Origin of the sequence: Bacillus sp. FSL W7-1085 (genome assembly GCF_038595035.1) — a bacterium.
GTDB lineage: Bacteria > Bacillota > Bacilli > Bacillales > Bacillaceae > Bacillus > Bacillus altitudinis.
In genome coordinates this window covers 1,914,277-1,938,181 of sequence record NZ_CP152000.1, presented here as the reverse complement: position 1 = coordinate 1,938,181, position 23,905 = coordinate 1,914,277, and the positions used below count along the sequence as shown (strand labels likewise).

Here is a 23,905-nt window from a genome sequence, read left to right as displayed (position 1 = left end):
TGGTATATGATGATACATAGAATAAGTCGTGAGTTGACTGACAAGAAAGGTGAAGCGAAATGAAGGAAGAACTGAATACAAATCAAGAACAGGAACGGATGGAGCTGGACGAAGAAAGTCTATTTCTTGTCTCCCAAACATTTAAAGCCTTATCTGATCCGACGCGTATTCGTATTCTGCATTTGCTGTCTCAAGGTGAACATTCAGTAAATGATATAGCAGAAACACTAAACCTTATGCAATCAACCGTATCTCATCAGCTGCGCTTTTTAAAAAATCTTCGTCTCGTGAAATCTAGACGAGCAGGGACCTCGATTTTTTACAGTCCTGAAGATCAGCATGTGATGGAAGTGCTTGAACAAATGATACACCATGCACAGCATGATTGAGAAAAAACCTTCCTACTTTTATATAGGAAGGTTTTTTATGCATGATGTACTTGGGTTGATCGTTTATTTGCTTTCATCATTTGATAAGAAAACACAATATAGTAAGCCGCTAGAAGGAAAAAGCTGAGTATTGTCAGCGCATCATCGCTGACAATATGCTGATACAATTCAACGATATCCATTTTGGTGATCGCATGTGTTGTGAGATTGACCGATTTAAATGCAAGCCTAGATAAAAACAAACATAAAATAAAGCTTTCAATCCATTTACTTGTTTTCATATACAGCCGGCCATTTTCTAATTTCATCTGAATCGTCTGATAGGCGTGAATGGCGAGACTGCTCCCGAAGATCATGCCAATGACGGCATAGATAAAAATACTGTGATTTTGCCATCCTTCTGATAAGAGAATAAGGGCAGTGAGACTAAATACATACATTCTCATGAAAAGATTTACCGGGCGCACAAGCTGATAGCGTCTCATTCGATTCATTCGAATGATGATCCAGACGAGCATGACGATCCCGATCATGAACAACTGCCATACGTAATGTGTCATGATGCAACCTCCTCCTGCACAGGCAGGGATGTAAACGAATGCTGGCTGTTACTTATCATTACCATTCTTTCTTTTTTTATCAAATCAAAACCTATATTTATGAAAAAGAGGAAAAGTCATGAAAATTGATCGCATTTTGTCCATTGTGATGATACTGATTAGCAAACGGCAAGTACAGGCGAAAGACCTAGCTGAACTACATGAAGTGAGCGTGAGAACCATATACCGTGACATTGATACGATCAATCAAGCGGGGATTCCAGTTGTCACAAAACAAGGTGCAGGGGGTGGAATTTCACTCGTTGACGACTATCGTCTAGAGAAAAAATTATTCACTGATGATGATATTGAACTGATTTTAACAGCTCTTGAAAGCATTACGAGTGCATACACCTTTAAAGAAAGTGAACATGTACTAAAGAAAATGAAATCCCTGATCCCGCCTCAAAATGAAAAACAGCAACATGTATTTATTGATTTAAGCTCTTGGGGGAAAGACAGCTATTTAGAAAAGAAGCTCCAGCTCATTCATACCGCTGCCACAGCGCATCAATATATCCAGTTCACCTATCGCAATGCAAAAGGCGAAACACTTCCTAGAAAAGTAGAGCCTTATACACTTGTCTTAAAAGGAAGACACTGGTATTTGTATGCGTATTGCTGCGTGAAAAAAGCGTTTCGTCTGTTTAAACTCAAAAGAATGTCAGACCTTATCACGCATTCAGTATCTTTTCTTCCTAAACGAATAAAAAATGAAGAAAAGCCTTGGAATGATTCTTGGCACGAAGAACCTTCCGTCAGTACACTAACGCTCAGGTTGACTGAAGATTCTGTTGGTAAAGTGAAGGAATGGATAGATGAAAATGAATTTACCGTATGTGCAGATGGTACGTATCTTGCCACAATCACGTTGCCTCAGGATGATTGGTTATATAGCTTTCTTTTTTATTTAGGGCCAGATGTCGAGGTTGTCTCTCCGCTATCCGTTCGGGAAGCATTTGATCTCAAATTGAAACAATTTCAAAAACCAAAAGGAACTTGACACAATGTTGTCAGGTTTCTTTTTATATGATGGAAAAAAAGGAGATGAGAATGTATGTACGATATCGTGATTTTACAGAAACAATGGATCAAGGGATTATCTGTTCGAACAACAAACGAAATGGAGCAAACAAACGAGCGGAAGATTGCACCGCTTTGGCAGCAATTTTTCACGCAGCAGCTTCGCGGAGGACATGCGCCAGTCATAGGGCTGTATTCAGATTATGAAAAGGATGAAAATGGCGCTTATTTGTTCACAGCGGGGCAATTGGTTGACCAGCAGCTAGCACAAGATGCAAAAGAGATTCCAGGCTCCACCTACGCAAGATTTCAAACGAGAAAGGGCCCGATTGAAGAGGTTGTGTTTGAAACATGGCAGCAGATTTGGAGTTGGGATCAGCGTTATTTGCGAACATATACTGGCGATTTTGAATGGTACGACGAACGATCGATTGATCCAAAAGAAGCGCAAATTGATATTTATATTGCAGTCGCTGAAAAAATAGTTGCTAAAACTAATGCTATTAGTTAATATAAAACTAACGACATTAGTTTTAGGGGGAAAACAAGATGAGATTGACAACATTTGACCGTTTGCATCAGCTTACATTAATGCCGCGTATTTTTCCGGTAAATTGTTATGTATTTGAGGAAGAAAATGAACTCATCTTAATTGATGCAGCTTTGAAAATGGCAGCAAGCTCGATAATTGAATTTGCACATCAATTAAACAAACCCATTAACAAAATTATTCTGACTCATAGTCATATGGATCATATTGGCGCACTAGATGAAGTGAAAAAGGCTTTTCCAGAGGCAGTTGTTTATTTATCTAAACGAGATGCTCGCCTGTTTGCTGGCGATTTCTCTTTACTTCCTGGTGAGCCAGAGAAAAAAGTCAAAGGCAGTTTTTCAAAAGACATTCACACAAAACCAGACGTGCTTGTTGAAGAAGGGGACGAGATTGGGTCCCTGAAAGTCATTGCCACACCAGGACATACACCAGGAAGCATCTCTTTATACGATGAAAAGTCAGGGGTTGTCATAGCGGGTGATGCAGTTGTGACAAAAGGCGGTTTATTTGTAACGGGTGAGTTTCGCTTCACCTTCCCATTCCCGGCTTTTGCCACTTGGGATGCAGAAACAGCACTAAAAAGCGCTGAAAAATTACTGGCACTTCCCTTATCATGTCTCGCAGCAGGGCATGGTGATCTCATCATAGAGCCTGAGGCAAAGCTCAGAGCCGCTATCGAAAAAAGGAAGCAGCAGCTACAAAAGGGGGGACAGTAAGCCATGTCTCCAAGAATGGGTATCACACAAGAAAAAATTGTTGAATCTGCCATCGAATTTGTCGATGAAGAGGGCTTTTCCGCTTTGACTATTGCAACATTGTCCAAACGGCTCAACATCAGACCACCATCTCTTTACAACCATATATCCGGTCTTCATGAAATACAGGCAGCTCTTGCTGTCAAGGGGCTGACAATGCTTTGTGAGGCCGGCAAACAAGTAACAGCGGGGCTGGAAAAAGAAGACGCTGTTTTAGTATTTGCAAGACAATATGTTCAATTTGTTCGTCAGCATCCCGGTCTTTATGAGGCTGCTTTTTCACATATGAATGAAAAAGAAGTCAGTGTGGCTGCAGAGAATCTTGCTGATTTTGTCCAATCCATCATGTCTCGTTTTGGTGTAAAAGAAGAGGACATGACGCATGTCGTCAGAGGGCTCAGAAGCTTACTGCACGGTTTTGGAGATATTTCAAACAAAAAAGGATTTCAACGGAAAGAACAGCTTGAAGATAGTGTGAGCTATGCGGTCCGTCTTTATATTGCAGGCATCAAAGAGCAAGAAGATCTGTCTCATTGACAGGTCTTTTTTATGTATCGAACCGATATGATGAAGGAGATGTAAACAAATCAAAACATTTTTTGGGCAAAAAACCAATAAAGATTTGACAGTTTTGTGAAACATGGTATGCTTATTATGTGAAATAATTCACATAGAGGAGTAGAGGCAGATGAAAAGAAAGCCTGTTTATGTGGAAACAACCATTCAAGCACCTATTGAAAAAGTATGGGAGTATACGCAAAATCCAAAGCTTCATGAACAATGGGATTTGCGATTTTCAACCATTTCATTAAATGGACCTAGTGATGAACAGCCCCAATCCTTTTTGTATGAGAAACACCTTGGATTCGGCATTAGTGTAACTGGGACAGGAGCGTATCGAACGAGCGTGAAGGATGAGCGTCATGAAAGAGCATCCTCACTTCAATTTAAATCATCACACCCTTTGTCTTTCATCAAAGAAGGCGGAGGGTATTGGAAATACATGAAAACGAATGATCACATTGTGTTTCAAACGCAATTTGATTATGAAACAAAGGAAGGAAAAGGGTGGAAATGGGCAGACCGTTTGTTTTTTCGACCAATGATGGGGTTTATGACTGCTTTTAGCTTTGGCGCATTAAAGACGTGGCTTGAAAAGGGCACGCATCCCCGGTTGCTGCTAGAGAGAACACTTGCCCATTATGGCATTTGTTTGTTGTTTGCTATCGTCTGGTTATGTCAAGCGATCATTCCTTTTTCACCTTCTGCTTTTGAACATAGCACCGGATTTCGATTGTTTTATGCGCTATTAGGTGTATCATGGCTCATGCCTAAACTGCCAAAGAAATATATATTCATCCTTCAAAGCATCTTTCTGCTGCTGATGCTTGGTATAGGGATTTTATCGCCAGAAACGACTCTGCACGAGCCGCTGGTGCTGAGTGCATTTTTCATTTTATCCGTTGCAGGAATGATCAATTTAAAAGATTGTGTAGATGTGTTTTCGATCAAACGAAAAAGGGGAGGTAGACATGGTCGTTCATCATCATCAAGTAAAGGACTACGATAAGCTGCATCCAACATTAAAAGAACGTTATAACCGCGCGTTTACGGCCGAAGGCATCATGGAGGAAATAGGAGGCGGGACAAAGCTCATCCGATTGTTATTCAAAATCGGCCCATTGTTTCGCTGTTTTTTTCCTGAAAGAGGGCGAAATATTCCCTTCCAAATTGTGAACAAGCCTTTTACGACAAGTAAGGGAGAAGAAGGGATGCACTGGTTTCGAACGTTCTATTTTCCTGAAAAGGAAAGACATTTTGATGCAGATATGATCATTGATCAGAAGAGCCATCAAGTACTGGACTACTTTGGAAAACCTAGGCTTCTTGTGTCAGAGCTTCATTTTACAGTCACGGAAAAAGGGTTCTTGCACATTCAATCAGGTAAGCAAAAGTTTTTGCTGTTTGGGCGGGAGTGGCCACTGCCTTCTTGGCTTTATGGTGAATCTGATGTAACAGAAGGGTACGATGAGCGTGCAGGTGAGTATACGATTGATGTTCAAGTGAAAAATCGCCTTTTTGGCACTCTTTTTACTTATAAGGGCCGGTTTACGGAAAGGGTGTCACCTTATGAATAAATGGCATTTGATGTGTAGCATCGTGTTGATGTCCTGCTTTCTCGTTACACATTTGACGACAGCTCCCATACCAGAATTTTTTGTTTTGATTGCGATTTTATTCTTTCTTCCCGCTTTCTTACACTTTTTTTATCAGGAAGAGAAGAAACGGCAGCAGGAGGGGCTGATCGGCTTCATAATGAAAGCCTTTCCAGTAGCAGCTCTATGTGCAACAGGCGCATTCATCTATCATTCTCTTTGGCTTGCATTGGGATGGCTTTTCTTTACAATGATTCTGGCTTTATTTGGTTTCACCCGTTTGCTGAAAAGAGGGGCCCATCCGCTTCATGAGCTGATGATCGATGGCGCATGTATGTATATCGCTCTAGGTGGGCTTTGGTTCTGGCTGTACATAGCAGATATACAAGTGATGACATTTTCACCGATGATTGTTCTTTTGACAGCTATTCATTTTCATTATTCGGCTTTTTTTATCCCAATCTTTTATGGCTTATTAGGAAGGCAGCGGAAAAAAGAGACGACGCTATACAAAGTGGGTGGCTGGGTTATTTTACTGTCGCCAGTGATGATAGCTGTTGGAATCAGCTATTCTCGCCTGTTTGATACGTTCAGCGTCATTTTGTATGTGATCGCACTTTATTTGTATGGAATTTTGTGTATGAAAACTTCTTTTCGTTCAACTGTCGCAAAAGGGTTCGTTGTGTTTTCTAGCATCATGTTAATGGGAACCATCGTCCTATCATTCCTTTATTCTGCCGGAATGCTTTTACATGTTACCTACATCAGCATGGATCAAATGATTTGGTTTCATGGCAGTATCAATGCAAGTTTGGTTATTTTACCAGGCCTCATTGGATGGTTGCTTGAAAGACCAGCTGATCGATTGAAACAGAAGGACTTTCCGGTATCGAGAGTTCACGGTCGTTTTCAGGTCATGTCTTTTCAACATGACCACATGCAGCATGATGAGAAGATTGGTTTAGTCGATTCTCTTGACCAATTAAATGGAAAGGCATTTTCAGCAGAGAGTGTGTCACCTGTTATTCGCAGATTTTATGAGGACCCGATGTCCTTTACGTTAAAAGCAGCCGTCTGTTTTCATTGGTGGGTAAGGCCGTTTGTCTTTTTGCTTCAACCTGTTTTTAGACAAATAGGACAGCTCTATTTAGGGTCATCACGAAGGCCATATGAAATGCCGGGGAGTCTTTCAAGATTTCAACATCCTCTTGAAGAAAGGAAGAATGTACGTGTGTGGATCAGGCGCAATGAGAAAGGCGAGCAAGTCTTTTATGCGCTCTATGCTCAGCACCATGATGAAGAGACAGTCTATATGAATATTGCTTTGCCGCTTCCTTTTTCACAGCTTACGGCTATTTTAAAACCTTTGAATGAAAAGGAAGATTTTCTATTAAAAAGTAAAAGTCCAAAAGGCAGTACGGGTGATGAAGGATTGTATTTGCATACGTCTTTCATCACCATGAAACTGCCAATGGAAGAAAGCTTTCATATGAAACCGGAGACGGAAAAAAGTCTCACAGCAATTCATCAAATGAAGCTATTCGGCATTCCTTTTTTAACGATTCAGTATCAAATCGACAGTGAAAGCCACTCATCTTAATCAATGATGTCACATGGTTCACCGTGACGAATGATGTTCACAATCGCTTGCCCATCACTCGGATGATGATCTGCATACTGTACTGGCAGTAAAGCAAAAAATACATAGTAGACTGAGAAGTAAGCAAATTGATAGAAAAATTGATGTTCTGGCAGGAAATCGTTGGCGATCATTGTGTTCAATATGAGAACACTGAGCAGGTTGCATAATGATCCGCCTAAGTAGACAAGAATGTGTGAGAAACGGTTATTTCTCCTCATTTCTTCATAGTGGCAAAATGCATCTAGAAAATAGATTCTTCTAATTTCAACGACGCCTATTTTCAATACTTTTTTGCCTCTGCCAAGCGCAAACGAAACCTTTGCTCCAAACAGCCAGGCGACTACAATATGGCCCAGCTGATGCAAGATGGCAACGATAGGAAGAATGACGAAAAACGACCAGCAAAACGTCCACATATCTGATAATGTAAACAAGTGTTAACCCTCCCCGAAATATTCGAGAGGAAGCAGTAGGATTATTTGCCATTTTACCGAATTCATTTTCATGATGCAAACATTTAATAGACTACTATAAAATTATTATGTAAACTAAAAAGGATTTTCAATGAATAGGCTTTTTAACCCTTTCTTTTAGAAGAGTAGGGTGTGCTACAATAAAGAAATTAGTGGAAGACAAGTGGTCATCCAGCAGAAGAAAAATGTGACCTTTTTTATGAAAGATTGAAAGGGAGAGAGATTCTAATGGCAGATATTGAACAGTTTTTAGCGTTAGACATTCGCGTTGGGACGATAGTAGAAGCAGAATTTTTTGCAGAAGCAAGAGTGCCTGCTTTCAAGCTGAAGATTGACTTTGGGGATGAGATTGGCATAAAACAATCTAGTGCACAGCTGACAAAACGTTATCAGGCTGAGAATCTCACTGGGAAACAAATTATTGCAGTGGTCAATTTCCCGCCAAGAAGAATTGCCGGGTTTAAATCAGAGGTGCTTGTCTTAGGAGGCATGCCGTCAAAAGAAGACGTTGTCCTGCTTGCCACCGATGAGCCGGTTGAAAATGGCACCAAAATAGGGTAAGAAAAAAGACATCTTCATCAGAAGATGTCTTTTGCGTATTGAGGCGGAATAACCACACGCCACATTCGTGTGTGTCTCAAAGAGACGTGTTACCCGACTTACACAATTCAGCTCATCGCTTGATTAATATAGCATGGGATTGGTATGAATGCAACCATTATTTGAGTTCTCTTTGTTTTTGGAAGATAAAAAGAAGGTTCATATCCTCATATCATAGAAAAAATGACAAGAAATCAATTATTTGGATTAATTTTTCGAAAAATATTGAAAAGTCAGATCATATTTTATAAAATGAATTCATCTTAGTTTGTTTAATCGATAAACTAAGATGTCGATCATCTATTGATCTATTGTTTAAAGCGAATGATTTGCTGCTATGTGGGCTAAGCTGAAAGAAAGAGATGTTCAGCTTCATTTTTACAACGGATTGAAAGCGCTTTATTTTCGACCTATTGATTGCTGCTGCCCTGCACCATCTGTCCGTTAGAAGAGGCTAAGTGAAGAAGGGAGAAAACTCATGGTGAGTGAGAATTTAAAGAAGATTCGTATGTCTGAAAAAGTGGGGTATGCTTCAGGAGATTTCGCATGTAATTTAATTTATGCAACTGTCTCTACGTATCTATTATTTTTTTATACGGATGTCTATGGATTATCAGCAGCAGCAGCAGGGACGATGTTTTTGGTGGTTCGGGCCATCGATGCGCTTGCAGATCCGTTTATTGGGGCGATGGTTGACCGAACGAACAGCCGTTTTGGCCGGTTTAGACCTTATTTGTTATTTGGTGCATTACCTTTTGCCGTTCTTGCCATTCTTTGTTTTACGACACCGGATTTTTCCGAAATGGGAAAACTCATTTATGCGTACATCACGTATGTTGGTTTATCGCTTACATACACGTTCATCAATGTTCCTTATGGTGCTTTAACTTCCGCAATGACAAGAAATAACCAAGAGGTCGTCAGTATTACGTCTGTTCGTATGCTTTTTGCAAATCTCGGTGGTTTAGTTGTTGCTTTTTTTGTTCCGTTTCTTGCGACGTTTTTGAGTGATACAACAGGAAATACAGCACTTGGCTGGCAGATCACAATGGCATTTCTCGGTGTACTTGGGGGCGGATTACTGATTTTCTGTTTTAAAAGTACGAATGAGCGCGTCACACTTCAAAAGCCAGAGGAAAAGATCAAGTTCAGTGATCTCTTTGTCCAGTTACGAGTGAATCGTCCGCTTGTTGTGTTAAGCATTTTCTTTATCATTATCTTTGGTGTGAACTCGATCAGCAACTCAGTCGGGATTTATTATGTGACGTATAACCTCGGCAGAGAAGATTTAGTGAAGTGGTACGGCCTGATTGGCAGTCTGCCAGCTTTAATGGTGTTGCCGTTTATTCCTAAGCTGCACAAGTTGTTAGGAAAGAAAAAGCTGCTGAATTATTCATTATTGCTGAATATTGTAGGCCTTCTTGCCTTACTTGTGATCCCGCCGAGTCAAATCACTTTAATACTTGTTTTCAGGCTCGTTGCGGCTGCAGGGAGTATTACAGCAGGTGCTTACATGTGGGCACTCATTCCTGAAACCGTTGAATATGGCGAATATAAAACAGGGAAAAGAATGGGGGGACTGATCTATGCAGTGATTGGCTTCTTCTTTAAATTTGGGATGGCCTTAGGCGGCATCGTTCCAGGGCTTGTCCTTGACCGATTTGGTTATATTGCAAATCAAGTGCAAACACCAGAAGCTTTACTGGGCATTTTAATCACGACAACGGTGATTCCTGTATGCTTACTAATTTTAGCGATGGTTGATATTAATTTTTATAACCTAGATGAAGAAAAACATAAAAAAGTCATACGAGAGCTTGAGAATAGAGACAAGGTGTATATCGATCATATGGACGACTTTAAAATGTAGTTCTCTGAAAGAGGAGGAAGTTCAATTGAAGATTACTAATCCAGTGCTCAAAGGGTTTAACCCTGACCCAAGTATTTGCCGTGCGGGAGAGGACTATTACATGGCGGTTTCTACATTTGAATGGTTCCCGGGGGTGCAAATTTATCACTCGAAGGATCTCGTCCACTGGCGGCTCGCCGCGCGTCCCTTGCAAAAAACTTCTCAACTCGATATGAAAGGAAATCCTGATTCCGGCGGGGTTTGGGCGCCGTGTTTAAGTTATGCGGATGGTCAGTTTTGGCTCATCTATTCAGATATTAAAGTAGTAGATGGTCCGTTTAAGGATGGTCATAATTATTTGGTCACAGCTGACGAAGTAGATGGCGAGTGGAGCGATCCGGTTCGGCTCAATAGTTCTGGGTTTGATCCTTCCTTGTTCCATGATCCAAGCGGAAAGAAATACGTGTTGAATATGCTGTGGGACCATCGAGAAAAACATCACTCCTTTGCAGGTATAGCCTTGCAGGAATATAGTGTATCTGAAAAAAAACTGGTCGGTGAGCGGAAGGTCATTTTTAAAGGCACTCCAATCAAACTGACAGAAGCCCCGCATCTTTATTACATCAATGATGTCTATTATTTATTAACAGCTGAAGGGGGCACACGTTACGAACATGCAGCCACAATCGCCCGTTCCTCGCGTATTGATGGGCCGTACGAGGTTCATCCTGACAACCCAATTTTAACGGCTTTTCATGCGCCTAGCCATCCACTACAAAAATGCGGGCATGCTTCCATTGTACAAACGCATACAAATGAATGGTATATGGCTCATCTGACTGGCCGCCCAATTCATTCAAGGAAGGAATCCATTTTTCAGCAAAGAGGCTGGTGCCCTTTAGGAAGAGAGACAGCCATACAAAAGCTTGAATGGAAAGATGGCTGGCCGTATGTGGTAGGCGGAAAAGAGGGGCTCCTAGAGGTTGAAGCGCCTGCGATGAGCGTAAAAGAGTTCTCTCCAACCTATCACACAGTCGATGAATTTAAAGATTCATCGTTAAATAGACATTTTCAAACATTAAGAATCCCATTTACGGATCAGATTGGTTCAGTGACGGAAAATCCTCATCATTTAAGGCTGTATGGGCAGGAATCTTTAACGTCTAAATTTACCCAAGCGTTTGTTGCGAGGCGCTGGCAAAGCTTTTATTTTGAAGCAGAGACAGCGGTTTCCTTCTTTCCGAAAAACTTTCAGCAAGCGGCAGGTCTTGTGAATTATTATAATACGGAAAATTGGACTGCACTTCAGGTGACTTATGACGAGGCGCTTGGCCGTATCCTTGAGTTATCTGTGTGTGAAAATCTGGCCTTTTCTCAGCCGCTAATTAAAAAAATCATCATCCCAGACGAGATTCCGTATGTGTATTTAAAAGTGACCGTTCAGAGAGAGACGTACACGTATTCTTATTCTTTTGATCAACAAGAGTGGAAAAAAATAGATATACCGCTTGAATCGACTCATTTATCAGATGATTTTATTCGAGGAGGGGGGTTCTTTACAGGGGCTTTTGTCGGAATGCAGTGCCAAGACACAAGCGGCGAACGTCTGCCTGCCGATTTTAAGTATTTTCGATACGAAGAAACAACTGAATAAAAAAAGACAACACTCTAAAGGCTGTCTCTCTTTAACATGTATTCCATTATGGTGAAGGCGTGACATCACGCAAAAAAGCTTCAGTGACAAGAGATGTCATCCCTAAGGCTGGTGCGTTTTGTCCTAATGACGAAGGGAGCAGCTCCACCCGTGAGCTGAATTGTGCATCCATTCTAGAGGATACTTCATCTTGAATGACACTTAGAACGGCCTGCTCAGATTCAATGACCTTGTTTCGTAAAATAACGGCTTGTGGGTTGAAGGTATGCAGAACGTTTGTGAGACCTACCCCAATGTAAAAGCCAAAGTTACGCAAGGCATTGAGTGTCTTCATATCATTTAACTTCGCCAGCCGCTCAATATCTTGATAGGTGAATGGCTGACCATCTGTTTGGAGCGATTGGAACAGTGCCTTCTCAGATGCATACAGTTCCCAGCAACCACGATTTCCGCAGCTACATGTCGGTCCATTAAAGTCGATCGTCATATGTCCCATTTCACCAGAAAAACCGTTCGTGCCTCTATATAAATGATGATTGATAATGATGCCTATTCCAATACCAGTGCCGATACTTGCATAGATCAGATGGTCATAATGTTTAGCAGCACCGAAGATTTTTTCACCGTACGCACCGGCATTTGCTTCATTCTCGATAAAAACCGGTACTTGGAATGTGTCTTGGAGACTTGTTTTTAGATCGACATTTTTCCATTTTGAATGAGGTGTAAACACAATTTGTTCATCTGCATCGACCAGACCTGGTATACAAATCCCTATACCAATCAGCCCGTATGGAGAAGAAGGAATGTGTGAACGTAACTGCTGAATCAATTCAATTAAAATACGGACGGTCACATCAGGTGTGCTGGATGGGAGCTTGAGCTGCTCATCATGAATAATCGACCCTTCAAGGTCTGTTAAAATGCCGTTGACATAATCAACACCGACATCAATGCCGATAGAGTAACCTGCACGTTTATTAAACATGAGAAGCACGGGTCTTCTTCCGCCGCTAGATTCACCTTGACCGATTTCATAAACAAGATGTTCTTTCATTAATGTACTCACTTGAGAAGAAACGGTCGATTTATTTAACCCAGTGCGTTCAGATAATTTTGCTCTGGAAATTGGTGCATGGTGCAGAATTTCGTTTAGCAATAGCTTTTGATTTATTTTTTTCACAAAGTTCTGATCCGCAATATCCATTGTATCCACTCCATTTGTTTCGTCTTTAGATTAAGTGAAGAAAAGCCACTTTTTATCGTGTTCATTCTCTATAAAACATGCTTTTCATTTTATTATAACGAAAATATTTCTAAAAAACTAAAAAATATGGAAAATTCAAAGAGATTAGTTGGTAAACTCGTTCGTTTGTTTGTTGAATCAACTTACTAAGTGAATATATAGGGGGAATCACTTATGGTCAAATCAAATATGACTTCGTTAAGTAGTTTACAGGGGATTGGCAACATTCAATATGAAGGAAAACATTCAAAGAACCCATTCGCATTTAAATATTATAATCCGAGCGAAATGATTGGCGGAAAGACAATGAAAGACCACCTGCGATTTTCCGTCGCTTATTGGCATACACTGACTGCTGATGGAACAGACATGTTTGGAACTGGCACGATGAAAAGAGCTTGGGATTCTTATAGTGGAATGGATTTGGCGAAAGCTAGATTGGAAGTGGCTTTTCAGCTCTTTGATCTATTGGATGTTCCGTATTTTTCATTCCATGACCGTGATATTGCACCAGAGGGCGACACGCTTCAAGAGACCAATCAGCAGTTAGACATCATCATAGAAAGAATGAAAGATTACATGCAGCAAAGCGGGGTTCGGCTTCTATGGAACACGGCTAATATGTTTAAGCATCCAAGATTTGTTCACGGTGCAGCGACATCCTGTCATGCAGATGTATTTGCCTATGCAGCTGCACAAGTGAAAAAGGGCATCGAAACAGCAAAGGAACTCGGCGCAGAAAATTATGTTTTCTGGGGAGGACGAGAAGGTTACGACACACTACTGAATACAGATATGAAAAGAGAGCTTGACCATTTGGCGACCTTTTTGCATATGGCGGTCGATTATGCAAAAGAAATTGGATTTACAGGTCAATTTTTAATTGAGCCAAAGCCGAAGGAACCGACAACTCATCAATATGATACGGATGCAGCGACATCAATCGCCTTTTTAAAACAATATGGATTGGATACACACTTTAAATTAAATATCGAGGCCAATCATGCGACATTAGCGGGTCATACGTTTGAGCATGAGCTGCGTGTAGCAAGAATTCATGGACTGCTCGGTTCCGTTGATGCCAACCAAGGAAACTCCCTTCTAGGCTGGGACACAGATGAATTCCCAACGGATTTATATGCCACAACACTCGCCATGTATGAAATTTTGCAAAATGGCGGACTTGGAACAGGCGGTCTCAATTTTGATGCAAAAGTCAGAAGAGCCTCCTTTGAACTGGAAGATCTTCTGTATGCCCATATTGCGGGGATGGATGCATTCGCAAAAGGGCTGCGGGTGGCTCATAGACTCATAGAAGACCGTGTGTTTGAAGATGTGATCAAGCACCGGTACCGTAGTTTTTCTGAAGGAATTGGGCGGGAGATTTCAGAAGGAACGGCAAACTTTCATACATTAGAAGAATATGCACTGAAACATCCGCTCATCAGAAACGAATCTGGCAGAGAGGAACAGCTGAAAGCCAGATTGAATCAATATTTGTTAGAAGATTAATGGAGCGGGCTGATGTTTTGAAGGAGTGAACACATGAAGTATGTGATGGGAATTGATCTTGGAACGAGCGGAGTCAAAGTGATATTAGTAGATGAGAGCGGGAAGGTATGCTGCGAGACGACTAAATCTTACCGCCTCATTCAAAGCAAACCAGGTTATTGCGAGCAAAATCCTGAAGACTGGGTAGAGCAGACGATGGCCGCGATGACAGAACTTATGGAGAGAAGGCCTGTTCAGTCAATGCAGGTAGAAGGCATCAGTTTTTCTGGACAAATGCACGGACTTGTTTTATTGGATGAATCCCTTCAGGTGCTCAGGCCTGCCATCTTGTGGAATGACACAAGAACAACACCGCAATGCGTGCGCATGACAGAAAAGCTAGGAGGCAGGCTGCAAGCGATCACAAAAAATCAGGCGTTAGAAGGATTTACACTGCCAAAGTTGTTATGGGTAAAGGAACATGAACCGGAAATTGATCAACGAATCCATTTGTTTTTACTTCCAAAAGATTATGTCAGATATCGATTAACCGGCGCTATTCATATGGACTATTCTGATGCGGCTGGTACGTTACTGTTGGATATTGGAGAACAAACATGGAGTGAGGAGATTTGTCAAACCTTTGATATTCCGATTCGTATTTGCCCGCCGCTCGTTTCATCGGAGGCGGAGGTTGGAACACTCTTGCCGCAGATCGCAAAGGAAACCGGGATGACAGAAGAGGCGAAGGTTTTTGCGGGTGGAGCGGATAATGCTTGCGGTGCCATTGGTGCCGGCATTTTATCATCAGGTCACACACTATGCAGCATTGGCACATCAGGTGTCATTCTTTCCTATGAAGAAAATCATAACAGAGAGCTGAATGGAAACTTGCATTTATTCCATCATGCCAAAAAAGCAGCTTTTTATACAATGGGAGTCACTTTATCAGCAGGTTATAGCCTCGATTGGATTAAATCTTTACTTGCTCCAAATGATTCGTTTAAAGCCCTTTTAGCCGGAGCAAAGGATATAGCGCCTGGCGCAAATGGATTGCTGTTTACGCCATATTTAGTTGGGGAAAGAACGCCTCATGCAGATTCAGTCATTCGTGGAAGCTTCATTGGATTAGACAGCCGGCATGAAAAAGCGCATATGGTTAGAGCTGTGCTCGAAGGAATCACTTTTTCATTAAATGAATCGATCGCTTTATTCAGGCAGGCCGGAAAAAGAATAGATGCTATTGTGTCCATTGGTGGAGGTGCGAGAAGTCATACATGGCTTCAAATGCAGGCAGACATTTTTCAAGCTAAGGTGATTCAGCTTGAAAATGAGCAAGGGCCTGCGTTAGGTGCAGCGATGATTGCAGCAGTTGGATGCGGCTGGTACGAGTCACTTGAGGTGTGCGCGGATCAGTTTATCCATCAAGCAGCCGTATTTACACCAAATCAACAGCATGTCGATGTATATGATCATCTCTTTCGTTTGTATCAAAGCATTTATACAAACACAAGAGACATTCATGCGGGTCTAGCACAGTATCGATAATCTAGTAGTGAGTAGGGGCATGAAAGGAGGTGATGAATTCGTTTCATCTTAGAGATGACAGAATCAAAAGGATGAAAAAGGAGAGGAATGGAAGATGAATTTGAGAAAATTAAGACTGTTGTTTGTGATGTGTATTGGACTGACGCTTATACTGACGGCTGTACCAGCCCATGCGAGAACCATTACGAATAATGAAATGGGTAACCATAGCGGGTACGATTATGAATTATGGAAGGATTATGGAAACACCTCGATGACACTCAATAACGGCGGGGCATTTAGTGCAGGCTGGAACAATATTGGAAATGCTTTATTTCGAAAAGGAAAAAAGTTTGATTCCACTAGAACTCACCATCAACTTGGCAACATCTCCATCAATTACAACGCAAGTTTTAACCCAGTCGGGAATTCCTATTTATGTGTCTATGGCTGGACACAATCTCCATTAGCAGAATACTACATTGTTGATTCATGGGGCACATATCGTCCAACAGGCACACATAAAGGAACATTTTATGCAGACGGGGGCACATATGACATTTATGAAACAACCCGTGTCAATCAGCCTTCCATTATCGGGATCGCAACCTTCAAGCAATATTGGAGTGTACGTCAAACGAAACGTACAAGCGGAACGGTCTCCGTCAGTGCGCATTTTAAAAAATGGGAAAGCTTAGGGATGCCAATGGGGAAAATGTATGAAACGGCATTTACTGTAGAAGGCTACCAAAGCAGCGGAAGTGCAAATGTGATGACCAATCAGTTGTTTATTGGCAACTAAAAAAGTCAAAGAAAAGAGCCGGGAGCAAAACGCCTGGCTCTTTCTATCATAATTTTTCAACTTCGACTCTGCCGGAAAAGAACGTCGCACCACCGCCCATATCTGCCAAACGATCAGGTGTGAGGCCATTCACCAAATGTTTTTTGCCTTTTTGGTCTGCCCATAATCCCTGGCTGACAACAACGCCAGATAACACATTTTGTCCGACTGACACGATGAGCTCGCATTCTCCTCGATCATTCAGCACACGAACCATGTCCCCATCTTCAATCTGTCTTTCTTTTGCATCTTGTTCATTCATATGAAGCTTCGGAAATTTCTCAAGCTTTTGATGCTTCTCATGAAGAGAGAAGGTGGAATTAAGAAAATTATGGTTTGGTCCCGGTATAAACGTCAGTGGATAATCACTTTCCTTGAATAAAGGTACATAGGTTGGGAGGGCTGGATATCCATCTTTTTTCATTTGTTCAGAGTAAAGCTCAATTTTCCCGCTTGGGGTAGGGAGCTTTAAATCTTCGAAAGGCCCTCGTTTTGCTTTGATCCACTTTTTCTCTTTTAACGCTTGATATGAAATGTTTTCATAGTGCGGATTTTCAGGATGATGAAGAGCTTGTTCCATTAGTTCCGCATCTGTGTCTTTAAAGGCTTCATCTTCAAAGCCCATCGCATGAGCCAAAAGACGAAACACTTCTGTGTTTGATTTGCTTTCTCCATAACGTTCTATAACAGGTTCTTGAATTTGAATGTAATGATGCCAGTAAGAAGTATAAAAATCCTCGTTTTCAAAGGCAGAGGTCGCTGGCAGAACAATATCCGCATAAGTGGCTGTCTCTGTCATGAACAAGTCATGGACAACCGTAAATAAGTCTTCCCGCATCAAACCGTCTCTTACTTTATTTGCTTCAGGTGTCACAACAGCCGGGTTGCAAGAGTAGACAAAAAGAGAATCAATAGAAGGTTCTGCGTTCGTTAGCACGCTGCCCAGCTGATTCATATTAAATGTTCTAGGTTCGCGTTCCTTTAATAATTCCGGCCGCTGAAGAGCGATTTCATTATAACTAAGAAAAGAAGAGTTCGATTTCATCGCACCGCCGCCTTTGTGCAGCCATTGACCGGTGAGGGCAGGGAGGCAGGAGATGGTTCGAATACTCATACCGCCATTATCGTGATGCTGTAGCCCATTGCCAATACGAATGAGAGACGGCGATGTCTCTGCGTACATTCTCGCAAGTGTGATGATGTCTTCTTTTGGGACACCCGTGATCTGTTCAACCGTTTCTGGATCGTACTGCTTCACATGCTCGCGAAGTTCATTGTGACCGACCGTGTAAGTCTCTAAAAATGACGCATCTGTGAGGTCTTCTTTAAAAAGGATATGCATGATCCCAAGAGCTAGCGCACTGTCAGTGCCGGGGCGAAGCGGAATGAACCAATCTGCCATCCGGCCCGTTTGGTTTTTGTGCACATCAATGACGACAATTTTAGCCCCTTGCTTTCGAGCTTTTTGTGCCAACGTGATTTGATGCATATTGGTTGAAACCGCATTGATGCCCCAAAAGATAAATAGTTTCGTATGAATGGTCTCTTCTGGGTCTGTCCCGATGCTTGCGCCCATTGTATATTTATAGCCAGTTGTTCCGGCTGACTGACAAATGGTTCGGTCTAGCTGACTTGAGCCAAGTCGATAGAAAAAGCGGCGGTCCATTCCTTCTGCATTGAGATTCCCCATATTCCCATAGAAGCTGTAAGGCAAAATGCTTTCTGGTCCTTTTTCTTCGATCAGCTTTGTCCATTTTTGACGAATGGTTTCAATCGCCTCTTCCCACGTAATTGGAGCAAACTGCCGGTCACCTTTTTGACCTACACGTTTTAATGGTGTTGTCAGACGTTTTTCATCATATAAACGAGCTGTGACATTCCGCACTTTATTGCAAATGTTTCCTTGAGTGACTGGATGATCTGGATCTCCTTGAACTTTAACGATCTTTCCGTTCTCTTTATGTATTAAAAGACCGCACTGATCAGGGCAATCTAACGAACAAACTGATTTGAATATTCCGTCTTTCATTGCTGTGTAATCGGTCATACGTTTAGCTTCCTTTCCGAATTCCGTGATCACTGTACATATGGATTTTATTTTAGCATGTTCAGACGAGGAAGGTAAGGATAAGCATATGAAAAAAAGCCCCTAATGAAAGGGACTTTTAAAAACGGGTGACCTGCACAGGGAATTCTTTGACCCCAAACACAAACGTGCTTTGAATCGGTTTCAGCTGATCTGCCGCACAGGTGATTTCCCGAAACGTACGGAGTAAAATCTCAAGTGCTAGATGAGCCTCAAGCCGGGCGAGAGGGGCACCAAGACAAAAATGGATGCCGAAGCCAAAGCTCAAATGCGGATTTGATTTTCTGTCAAGACGAAACGTATCTGGATCGTCAAACTTCCGTTCATCACGATTCGCAGATGCCACCCAGCTGATAAGATAGTCTCCTTTTTCAATGTGAGAACCGGCAATCTGAACATCCTCTGCTGCAACTCGCCCAATCGCTTGAACAGGCGGATAATAGCGTAGCGTTTCTTCTGTCAATTGAGGAATGAGAGACAGGTCTTGCCGCACTGATTCGGTGATATGCGGCTGCTCTGTTAAAAGTCGTACGGCATTTGTGATTAAATTCGTTGTTGTTTCATTACCAGCAACGAGTAAGAGTATACAAAAGCCAAGCAGTTCATTTTCTGATAAACGCTCACCGTCAATTTCCGCTTGGATGAGAAGGGAGATTAAATCATCGGCTGGCGTTTCTTTTCGCTTTTGGATCAAATGAGCAAAGTACTCTGACAGCTCTTTTTCTGCTTGTTTTTGCATGTCGACAACGGCTTGAACAGCTTCTTTTGAATCATCTTTGGCTCCTGCAACTAGAGCATCTGAATGTTTTTTGATCAGCTCTCTGTCTTTCACTTCTGCACCGAGAAGCTCGGCGATGATCATGACAGGTAGGGGAGCGGCCAGATCTTGCACAATATCGAAGGTCCGTTGATCCTTTACTTGATGTAATAGATCATGGGTCAAGTCTTTGATCTTTTCTTCTATTTGTTTGATCGCTTTTGGCGTGAAGGCTTTATTGACGAGTGCTCTCATTTTGGTATGTTTTGGAGGGTCCATTGTTAAAATACTCGTTTTAGATGTGCTTCTTCCTCGCTGTGATGAAAACACTTTTGGCTGCTTCAGAACGGACTGAATATCAGCATATCGAAAGAGATCCCAGCACTTTCTCGTTTCGTCGTATCGAATATCACCCTGCGATCGTAATTCATTGTAGATAGGGAATGGGAAAAGAAGGTCATCTGTAGATCGGATTTCTTTCATTGGGATGACATTGACGTAATTTTCTTTTACTTTCATTATGAACGCTCCTTTTTCACTTGATTTCCCTTTCACGGTATCACCAAGAAAAACGCATTTCAACGGACATGTTTTCTAAAATATGTCAATAGTCTAATCGAAAGATTCAAACACATTCTTCCTATAGGAAAATAGAAAGTCATCAAAATGATAGCGCTTTCTAAAAAACTAGAATTGAAGTCACCGAAACCAAAAATAAAATGGTGAATTCAGTCGAACGAAAGGGTACTATGATTCAAATCTGTATAGTTCTTTTGATCTAAATTGATGATTTTAAAAAACACGGCTAACATACATACCGCAAGCTGTTCAGCGTGTATTCGGGACTTTTGAAAAGCGCTGGCTCTTTCTTGACACGATTTCTCATCATGTTACGATAACTTACGTGCGAAAAACACGAACAAAAAGCGAACAAGGGAGAGGATCAATATCATTGATCAAAAGAAAGTTGCTTTCATTGGAGCAGGTTCTATGGCGGAAGGAATGATTGCAGGTATTGTGCGATCAGGTCAGATGCCGCTCAGCCAAATTTACGCAACAAACAAGCAAAATAAGCAGCGATTAAACGAACTAACGAAACGCTACGGAATCCAAACAGCCACAATGGATTCATTTCCTTTTGAAGAAATGGATATGTTGATCCTGGCGATGAAGCCAAAGGATGCTGAAACAGCACTTGAATCATTAAAACCTCATATTCAGAAAGATCAGCTCATCCTGTCTGTACTTGCAGGTGTGAAATCATCGTATATCGAAGACATGCTGCATGAAGGGCAGCCTGTTATGCGAGTAATGCCAAATACGTCAAGTACGATTGGGGCGTCGGCGACCGCTTTATCTGCTGGACGTTATGTGAAAAATGAACATGTAAGCATGAGTCGTGCTCTTTTATCTGAAATGGGAGAAGTGTATACCATTCAGGAAGAGCAAATGGATATTTTCACAGGAATTGCCGGAAGTGGTCCAGCTTATTTTTATTTCTTAATGGAAAGAATCGAAGAGGCTGGAGAAGAAGCTGGCTTATCAAAAGAAATGTCCCGTCAAATCGGTACACAGACACTTCTCGGTGCAGCGAAGATGCTGCAAGAAACAGATGAAAATCCTTCTGTCCTCAGAGAAAAAATTACGTCACCTAATGGAACAACTGCTGCAGGACTAGATGCATTAGATGATTTTGGCGGAGGAGAAGCCATCAAACAGGCTGTCAAACATGCTGCCAATCGATCAAAAGAAATAAGTGAACAGCAAAAACAAAAAGTAACGATATAAATAGAGCCTCAATACAGGAGTGATAAGGTGTACGCAGATAAAGAGAGAAAACGAATTGTTGTGAAAATCGGAAGCAGCTCTCTTACTAGCTTTCAAGGTGAGATTAGTTTAAAAAAACTAGAAAACCTCGTCAATCAAATTGTAAAACTCAAAGATGAAGGACACGAAGTCATTTTGGTCTCATCTGGTGCGGTTGCAGCTGGTTACCGAAAATTAGGATTTATTGATAGACCGAAAACACTGCCAGAAAAACAGGCGTCTGCCTCAATAGGGCAAGGGCTTTTAATGGAGTCATATTCTACTTTATTTTTATCGCACGGTTATATTGCTTCACAGCTATTAATTACAAGAAGCGATTTTTCAGATGAAACGCGCTATCAAAATGTGCGAAATACAATGAATGTGTTATTAGATCGAGGGATCATCCCGATTATTAATGAGAATGATACAGTGACGATCAATCGGTTGAAGTTTGGAGATAATGATACATTGTCTGCAAAAGTAGCTGGACTGATTGATGCGGATTTCCTCGCTATTTTATCTGATATTGACGGCTTGTATGAAGATAACCCTCATACAAATCCGAATGCGAAGAGAATTCTAGAAGTCACAGAAATCACAGAAGACATCGAAGCAGCCGCTGGAGATGCGGGAAGCAGCGTTGGCACAGGCGGAATGAAATCAAAACTCGACGCCTTTAAAATTTCAATGGCCTCAGGCATCAATGGCTTTTTGGGAAAAGCCGATACACCTCACATTTTAGACAAAGCCATCAACGGGACAGAGGACGGCACTTATTTTACAGCTGACGAAAATTTAGCGCCGCTGAATTATAAAAAACAGTGGATTGCTTTTCATTCTGGCCCAAAAGGCGAAATCGTTGTTCGAGAGAAAACACAGGAGCTTCTCATGCATCGTGAGAAAAGTCTGGATTCTGACGGCATAGTCGATGTAAAGGGTTCGTTTAAAAAAGGCGATGTTGTCCGTATTTTAGATCAAGATGAAAGAGAAATAGGGCTTGGCATTGTCAATTATGCGTCCGACGAACTCGCACTGAACGGTGACTTGCTACAGGATGAAGTGGTGCATGTCGTAGATCTTGAAGCGTTTGTTTGTCATTTAGATTTATCAATACCAGTTTGCTAATCATAAGGGAGGAATTTCATGACACTGACAGCTGAAGTTGTCACATCGGTCAAAGAAAAAGCGAAAAAAGCAAAGCACGTATCAAAAAAACTAGGTTTACTTCAAACAGAGGAAAAAAATGAGGCGCTGCTGAAAATAGCAGAAACACTCGAACAGCAAAGTGATTTTATTTTACAGGAAAATCAAAAGGATTTAGAGGCAGGAAAAGAAAAGGGCTTCTCTGAAGCATTAATGGATCGATTAATGTTAAATGAAGAGAGAATTCATGAGTTTGCAGAAAGTTTGCGGCTTGTGACGAGATTAACAGATCCTGTTGGAGAAATATTGGATGAATGGACTCTTGAAAACGGCTTACATGTGAAAAGCCGAAGAGTACCGCTCGGCGTGATCGGGATGATCTATGAAGCGAGACCGAATGTCACTGTCGATGCAGCAGGGCTTGCCCTCAAGGCAGGCAACTCAGTGATTTTAAAAGGCGGTTCCTCCGCTATTTCTTCCAACAAAGCCATCGTCCGCGTCATTCATGAGGCATTGGATGAAACAAAGATCCCTCGTGATGCTGTGCAGTTTATTGAACAAACAGACCGTTCATCGGTTCAAGCGATGTTTCATCTAAAAGAGTGGATTGATGTTTTAATTCCGAGAGGCGGGGCTTCTTTAATCAAAACAGTTGTAGAAGAATCGACCATTCCAGTTCTTGAAACAGGGACAGGGAACTGCCATATCTTTATTGATCAAACAGCGAATGTAGAAAAAGCCATTCAGATTGTCATCAATGCGAAAACAAATCGTCCGGCCGTTTGTAATGCGCTTGAGACTCTGATCGTTCATCGCGATTGGCTGAAAGAAAATGGTGCAGCATTGAATGAAGCACTCCTTCAGCACCATGTCACTGTGCATGGAGATCAAGACGCTCAATCTTTCTTTTCCGAAGCGGTTCCTGCGGAGGAAGTGGATTGGACAGATGAGTATTTAAGTCTTGATCTTGCGGTGAAAGTCGTTGACTCAATTGAGGACGCCATTCACCACATTGATCAGTACGGAACGAAACATTCAGAAGCCATCGTAACAGAGGATGAAAAAAACGCACAAATCTTTCTAAACGAAGTCGATGCGGCCGCTGTTTATCATAACGCATCTACACGTTTTACAGATGGCGGTGCACTAGGATATGGCGCTGAAATTGGCATTTCTACTCAAAAGCTGCACGCAAGAGGGCCAATGGGACTTCCTGCACTGACAACAACAAAGCTTCTTCTGTCTGGTGATGGTCAGATTAGAAGCTAGAATGAATGTAAAGAACACTACCTTTCTCCTTGGGGTAGTGTTT

22 protein-coding genes are annotated in these 23,905 nt (G+C 41.7%); 17 read left to right on the top strand and 5 right to left on the bottom strand.

Annotated elements, in window-relative coordinates:
- Nucleotides 1–59 precede the first annotated feature (59 nt).
- Nucleotides 60–389 (top strand): Zn(II)-responsive metalloregulatory transcriptional repressor CzrA, encoded by a 330-nt coding sequence (czrA, locus tag MKY11_RS09780; RefSeq protein ID WP_007500691.1) that lies wholly within the window; start codon nt 60–62, stop codon nt 387–389.
- A 35-nt stretch (nt 390–424) separates the two neighbouring features.
- Here the strand turns inward: czrA and MKY11_RS09775 are convergent, their stop codons facing one another.
- Entirely contained in the window at nt 425–949 is a 525-nt protein-coding gene (locus MKY11_RS09775) for a mother cell-specific membrane sporulation protein (protein ID WP_144665611.1), read from the bottom strand.
- Nucleotides 950–1,067: 118 nt separating this feature from the next.
- On the opposite strand from MKY11_RS09775, the gene MKY11_RS09770 reads away from it, so the two are divergent.
- The 7 genes from MKY11_RS09770 to MKY11_RS09740 all read left to right on the top strand — a co-directional run bounded on the left by MKY11_RS09770 (nt 1,068) and on the right by MKY11_RS09740 (nt 7,075).
- Nucleotides 1,068–1,991 (top strand): YafY family protein, encoded by a 924-nt coding sequence (locus tag MKY11_RS09770; RefSeq protein ID WP_342501373.1) that lies wholly within the window; start codon nt 1,068–1,070, stop codon nt 1,989–1,991.
- Nucleotides 1,992–2,045: 54 nt separating this feature from the next.
- A complete protein-coding gene (locus MKY11_RS09765) occupies nt 2,046–2,522 on the top strand; it encodes a GyrI-like domain-containing protein (protein WP_342501372.1) in 477 nt (158 codons plus the stop codon).
- Between the two features lie 38 nt (nt 2,523–2,560).
- A complete protein-coding gene (locus tag MKY11_RS09760) occupies nt 2,561–3,280 on the top strand; it encodes an MBL fold metallo-hydrolase (protein ID WP_217967065.1) in 720 nt (239 codons plus the stop codon).
- A gap of 3 nt (nt 3,281–3,283) precedes the next feature.
- A complete protein-coding gene (locus MKY11_RS09755) occupies nt 3,284–3,856 on the top strand; it encodes a WHG domain-containing protein (protein WP_342501371.1) in 573 nt (190 codons plus the stop codon).
- Between the two features lie 151 nt (nt 3,857–4,007).
- Entirely contained in the window at nt 4,008–4,889 is an 882-nt protein-coding gene (locus tag MKY11_RS09750) for a membrane protein (RefSeq protein ID WP_039169644.1), read from the top strand.
- Complete coding sequence (locus MKY11_RS09745; RefSeq protein ID WP_047946557.1) at nt 4,852–5,457, top strand: DUF4166 domain-containing protein; 606 nt, start codon at nt 4,852–4,854, stop codon at nt 5,455–5,457. The genes MKY11_RS09750 and MKY11_RS09745 overlap by 38 nt, the downstream gene beginning before the upstream one ends.
- Nucleotides 5,450–7,075, top strand: a complete 1,626-nt coding sequence (locus tag MKY11_RS09740) for a YndJ family protein (protein ID WP_342501370.1) — start codon at nt 5,450–5,452, stop codon at nt 7,073–7,075. The genes MKY11_RS09745 and MKY11_RS09740 overlap by 8 nt, the downstream gene beginning before the upstream one ends.
- Here MKY11_RS09740 and MKY11_RS09735 read toward each other — a convergent pair.
- Nucleotides 7,072–7,551, bottom strand: coding sequence for a hypothetical protein (locus tag MKY11_RS09735; RefSeq protein WP_007500681.1), 480 nt, complete (start codon nt 7,549–7,551; stop codon nt 7,072–7,074). The genes MKY11_RS09740 and MKY11_RS09735 overlap by 4 nt on opposite strands.
- A 267-nt stretch (nt 7,552–7,818) precedes the next feature.
- Between MKY11_RS09735 and csaA the strand changes: the two genes are divergently transcribed.
- The 3 genes from csaA (at nt 7,819) to MKY11_RS09720 (ending at nt 11,693) form a co-directional block, all read left to right on the top strand.
- Entirely contained in the window at nt 7,819–8,151 is a 333-nt protein-coding gene (csaA, locus tag MKY11_RS09730) for a chaperone CsaA (RefSeq protein ID WP_017367427.1), read from the top strand.
- 517 nt (nt 8,152–8,668) lie between these two features.
- The gene (locus MKY11_RS09725) at nt 8,669–10,060 is read left to right on the top strand and encodes an MFS transporter (RefSeq protein WP_058336754.1); all 1,392 of its coding nucleotides are present in this window, start codon (nt 8,669–8,671) and stop codon (nt 10,058–10,060) included.
- Between the two features lie 25 nt (nt 10,061–10,085).
- The gene (locus MKY11_RS09720) at nt 10,086–11,693 is read left to right on the top strand and encodes a glycoside hydrolase family 43 protein (RefSeq protein WP_342501369.1); all 1,608 of its coding nucleotides are present in this window, start codon (nt 10,086–10,088) and stop codon (nt 11,691–11,693) included.
- 46 nt (nt 11,694–11,739) lie between these two features.
- On the opposite strand, the gene MKY11_RS09715 is transcribed toward MKY11_RS09720, so the two are convergent.
- Complete coding sequence (locus MKY11_RS09715) at nt 11,740–12,900, bottom strand: ROK family transcriptional regulator (RefSeq protein ID WP_035703222.1); 1,161 nt, start codon at nt 12,898–12,900, stop codon at nt 11,740–11,742.
- A gap of 213 nt (nt 12,901–13,113) precedes the next feature.
- Here MKY11_RS09715 and xylA point away from each other — a divergent pair, with 213 nt between their 5' ends.
- From xylA to MKY11_RS09700, 3 genes are all read left to right on the top strand, one after another.
- Nucleotides 13,114–14,451: a xylose isomerase gene (xylA, locus tag MKY11_RS09710; protein WP_024718319.1), complete on the top strand. Its 1,338-nt coding sequence runs from the start codon at nt 13,114–13,116 to the stop codon at nt 14,449–14,451.
- Between the two features lie 33 nt (nt 14,452–14,484).
- Nucleotides 14,485–15,978, top strand: coding sequence for a xylulokinase (xylB, locus tag MKY11_RS09705; protein ID WP_342501368.1), 1,494 nt, complete (start codon nt 14,485–14,487; stop codon nt 15,976–15,978).
- A 94-nt stretch (nt 15,979–16,072) separates the two neighbouring features.
- Nucleotides 16,073–16,759 (top strand): glycoside hydrolase family 11 protein, encoded by a 687-nt coding sequence (locus MKY11_RS09700; protein WP_008346560.1) that lies wholly within the window; start codon nt 16,073–16,075, stop codon nt 16,757–16,759.
- Between the two features lie 46 nt (nt 16,760–16,805).
- Here the strand turns inward: MKY11_RS09700 and MKY11_RS09695 are convergent, their stop codons facing one another.
- Together MKY11_RS09695 and MKY11_RS09690 are read right to left on the bottom strand one after the other, a co-directional pair.
- The gene (locus MKY11_RS09695) at nt 16,806–18,845 is read right to left on the bottom strand and encodes a molybdopterin oxidoreductase family protein (protein WP_024718321.1); all 2,040 of its coding nucleotides are present in this window, start codon (nt 18,843–18,845) and stop codon (nt 16,806–16,808) included.
- Between the two features lie 118 nt (nt 18,846–18,963).
- The gene (locus tag MKY11_RS09690; protein ID WP_327878596.1) at nt 18,964–20,160 is read right to left on the bottom strand and encodes a cytochrome P450; all 1,197 of its coding nucleotides are present in this window, start codon (nt 20,158–20,160) and stop codon (nt 18,964–18,966) included.
- Nucleotides 20,161–20,583: 423 nt separating this feature from the next.
- Between MKY11_RS09690 and proC the strand changes: the two genes are divergently transcribed.
- Genes proC through MKY11_RS09675 form a run of 3 tightly spaced genes read left to right on the top strand, consistent with a single transcriptional unit; the run spans nt 20,584 to nt 23,862 of the window.
- Nucleotides 20,584–21,429, top strand: a complete 846-nt coding sequence (proC, locus tag MKY11_RS09685; protein ID WP_082136060.1) for a pyrroline-5-carboxylate reductase — start codon at nt 20,584–20,586, stop codon at nt 21,427–21,429.
- Nucleotides 21,430–21,456: 27 nt separating this feature from the next.
- Nucleotides 21,457–22,575, top strand: coding sequence for a glutamate 5-kinase (gene proB, locus MKY11_RS09680; RefSeq protein ID WP_058336759.1), 1,119 nt, complete (start codon nt 21,457–21,459; stop codon nt 22,573–22,575).
- Nucleotides 22,576–22,593: 18 nt separating this feature from the next.
- Nucleotides 22,594–23,862: a glutamate-5-semialdehyde dehydrogenase gene (locus MKY11_RS09675; RefSeq protein ID WP_335352415.1), complete on the top strand. Its 1,269-nt coding sequence runs from the start codon at nt 22,594–22,596 to the stop codon at nt 23,860–23,862.
- Nucleotides 23,863–23,905: the final 43 nt, after the last annotated feature.

What these genes read in the sequence shown, in the direction of transcription:
- MKY11_RS09740 (WP_342501370.1), top strand. Translation starts at nt 5,450, where the DNA reads ATGAATAAATGGCATTTGATGTGTAGCATCGTGTTGATGTCCTGCTTT.
- MKY11_RS09745 (WP_047946557.1), top strand. Translation starts at nt 4,852, where the DNA reads ATGGTCGTTCATCATCATCAAGTAAAGGACTACGATAAGCTGCATCCA.
- MKY11_RS09695 (WP_024718321.1), bottom strand. Translation starts at nt 18,845, where the DNA reads ATGACCGATTACACAGCAATGAAAGACGGAATATTCAAATCAGTTTGT.
- csaA (WP_017367427.1), top strand. Translation starts at nt 7,819, where the DNA reads ATGGCAGATATTGAACAGTTTTTAGCGTTAGACATTCGCGTTGGGACG.
- xylA (WP_024718319.1), top strand. Translation starts at nt 13,114, where the DNA reads ATGGTCAAATCAAATATGACTTCGTTAAGTAGTTTACAGGGGATTGGC.
- MKY11_RS09760 (WP_217967065.1), top strand. Translation starts at nt 2,561, where the DNA reads ATGAGATTGACAACATTTGACCGTTTGCATCAGCTTACATTAATGCCG.
- MKY11_RS09770 (WP_342501373.1), top strand. Translation starts at nt 1,068, where the DNA reads ATGAAAATTGATCGCATTTTGTCCATTGTGATGATACTGATTAGCAAA.
- xylB (WP_342501368.1), top strand. Translation starts at nt 14,485, where the DNA reads ATGAAGTATGTGATGGGAATTGATCTTGGAACGAGCGGAGTCAAAGTG.
- MKY11_RS09775 (WP_144665611.1), bottom strand. Translation starts at nt 949, where the DNA reads ATGACACATTACGTATGGCAGTTGTTCATGATCGGGATCGTCATGCTC.
- MKY11_RS09675 (WP_335352415.1), top strand. Translation starts at nt 22,594, where the DNA reads ATGACACTGACAGCTGAAGTTGTCACATCGGTCAAAGAAAAAGCGAAA.
- MKY11_RS09725 (WP_058336754.1), top strand. Translation starts at nt 8,669, where the DNA reads ATGGTGAGTGAGAATTTAAAGAAGATTCGTATGTCTGAAAAAGTGGGG.
- MKY11_RS09700 (WP_008346560.1), top strand. Translation starts at nt 16,073, where the DNA reads ATGAATTTGAGAAAATTAAGACTGTTGTTTGTGATGTGTATTGGACTG.
- MKY11_RS09750 (WP_039169644.1), top strand. Translation starts at nt 4,008, where the DNA reads ATGAAAAGAAAGCCTGTTTATGTGGAAACAACCATTCAAGCACCTATT.
- MKY11_RS09765 (WP_342501372.1), top strand. Translation starts at nt 2,046, where the DNA reads ATGTACGATATCGTGATTTTACAGAAACAATGGATCAAGGGATTATCT.
- czrA (WP_007500691.1), top strand. Translation starts at nt 60, where the DNA reads ATGAAGGAAGAACTGAATACAAATCAAGAACAGGAACGGATGGAGCTG.
- MKY11_RS09690 (WP_327878596.1), bottom strand. Translation starts at nt 20,160, where the DNA reads ATGAAAGTAAAAGAAAATTACGTCAATGTCATCCCAATGAAAGAAATC.
- MKY11_RS09715 (WP_035703222.1), bottom strand. Translation starts at nt 12,900, where the DNA reads ATGGATATTGCGGATCAGAACTTTGTGAAAAAAATAAATCAAAAGCTA.
- MKY11_RS09755 (WP_342501371.1), top strand. Translation starts at nt 3,284, where the DNA reads ATGTCTCCAAGAATGGGTATCACACAAGAAAAAATTGTTGAATCTGCC.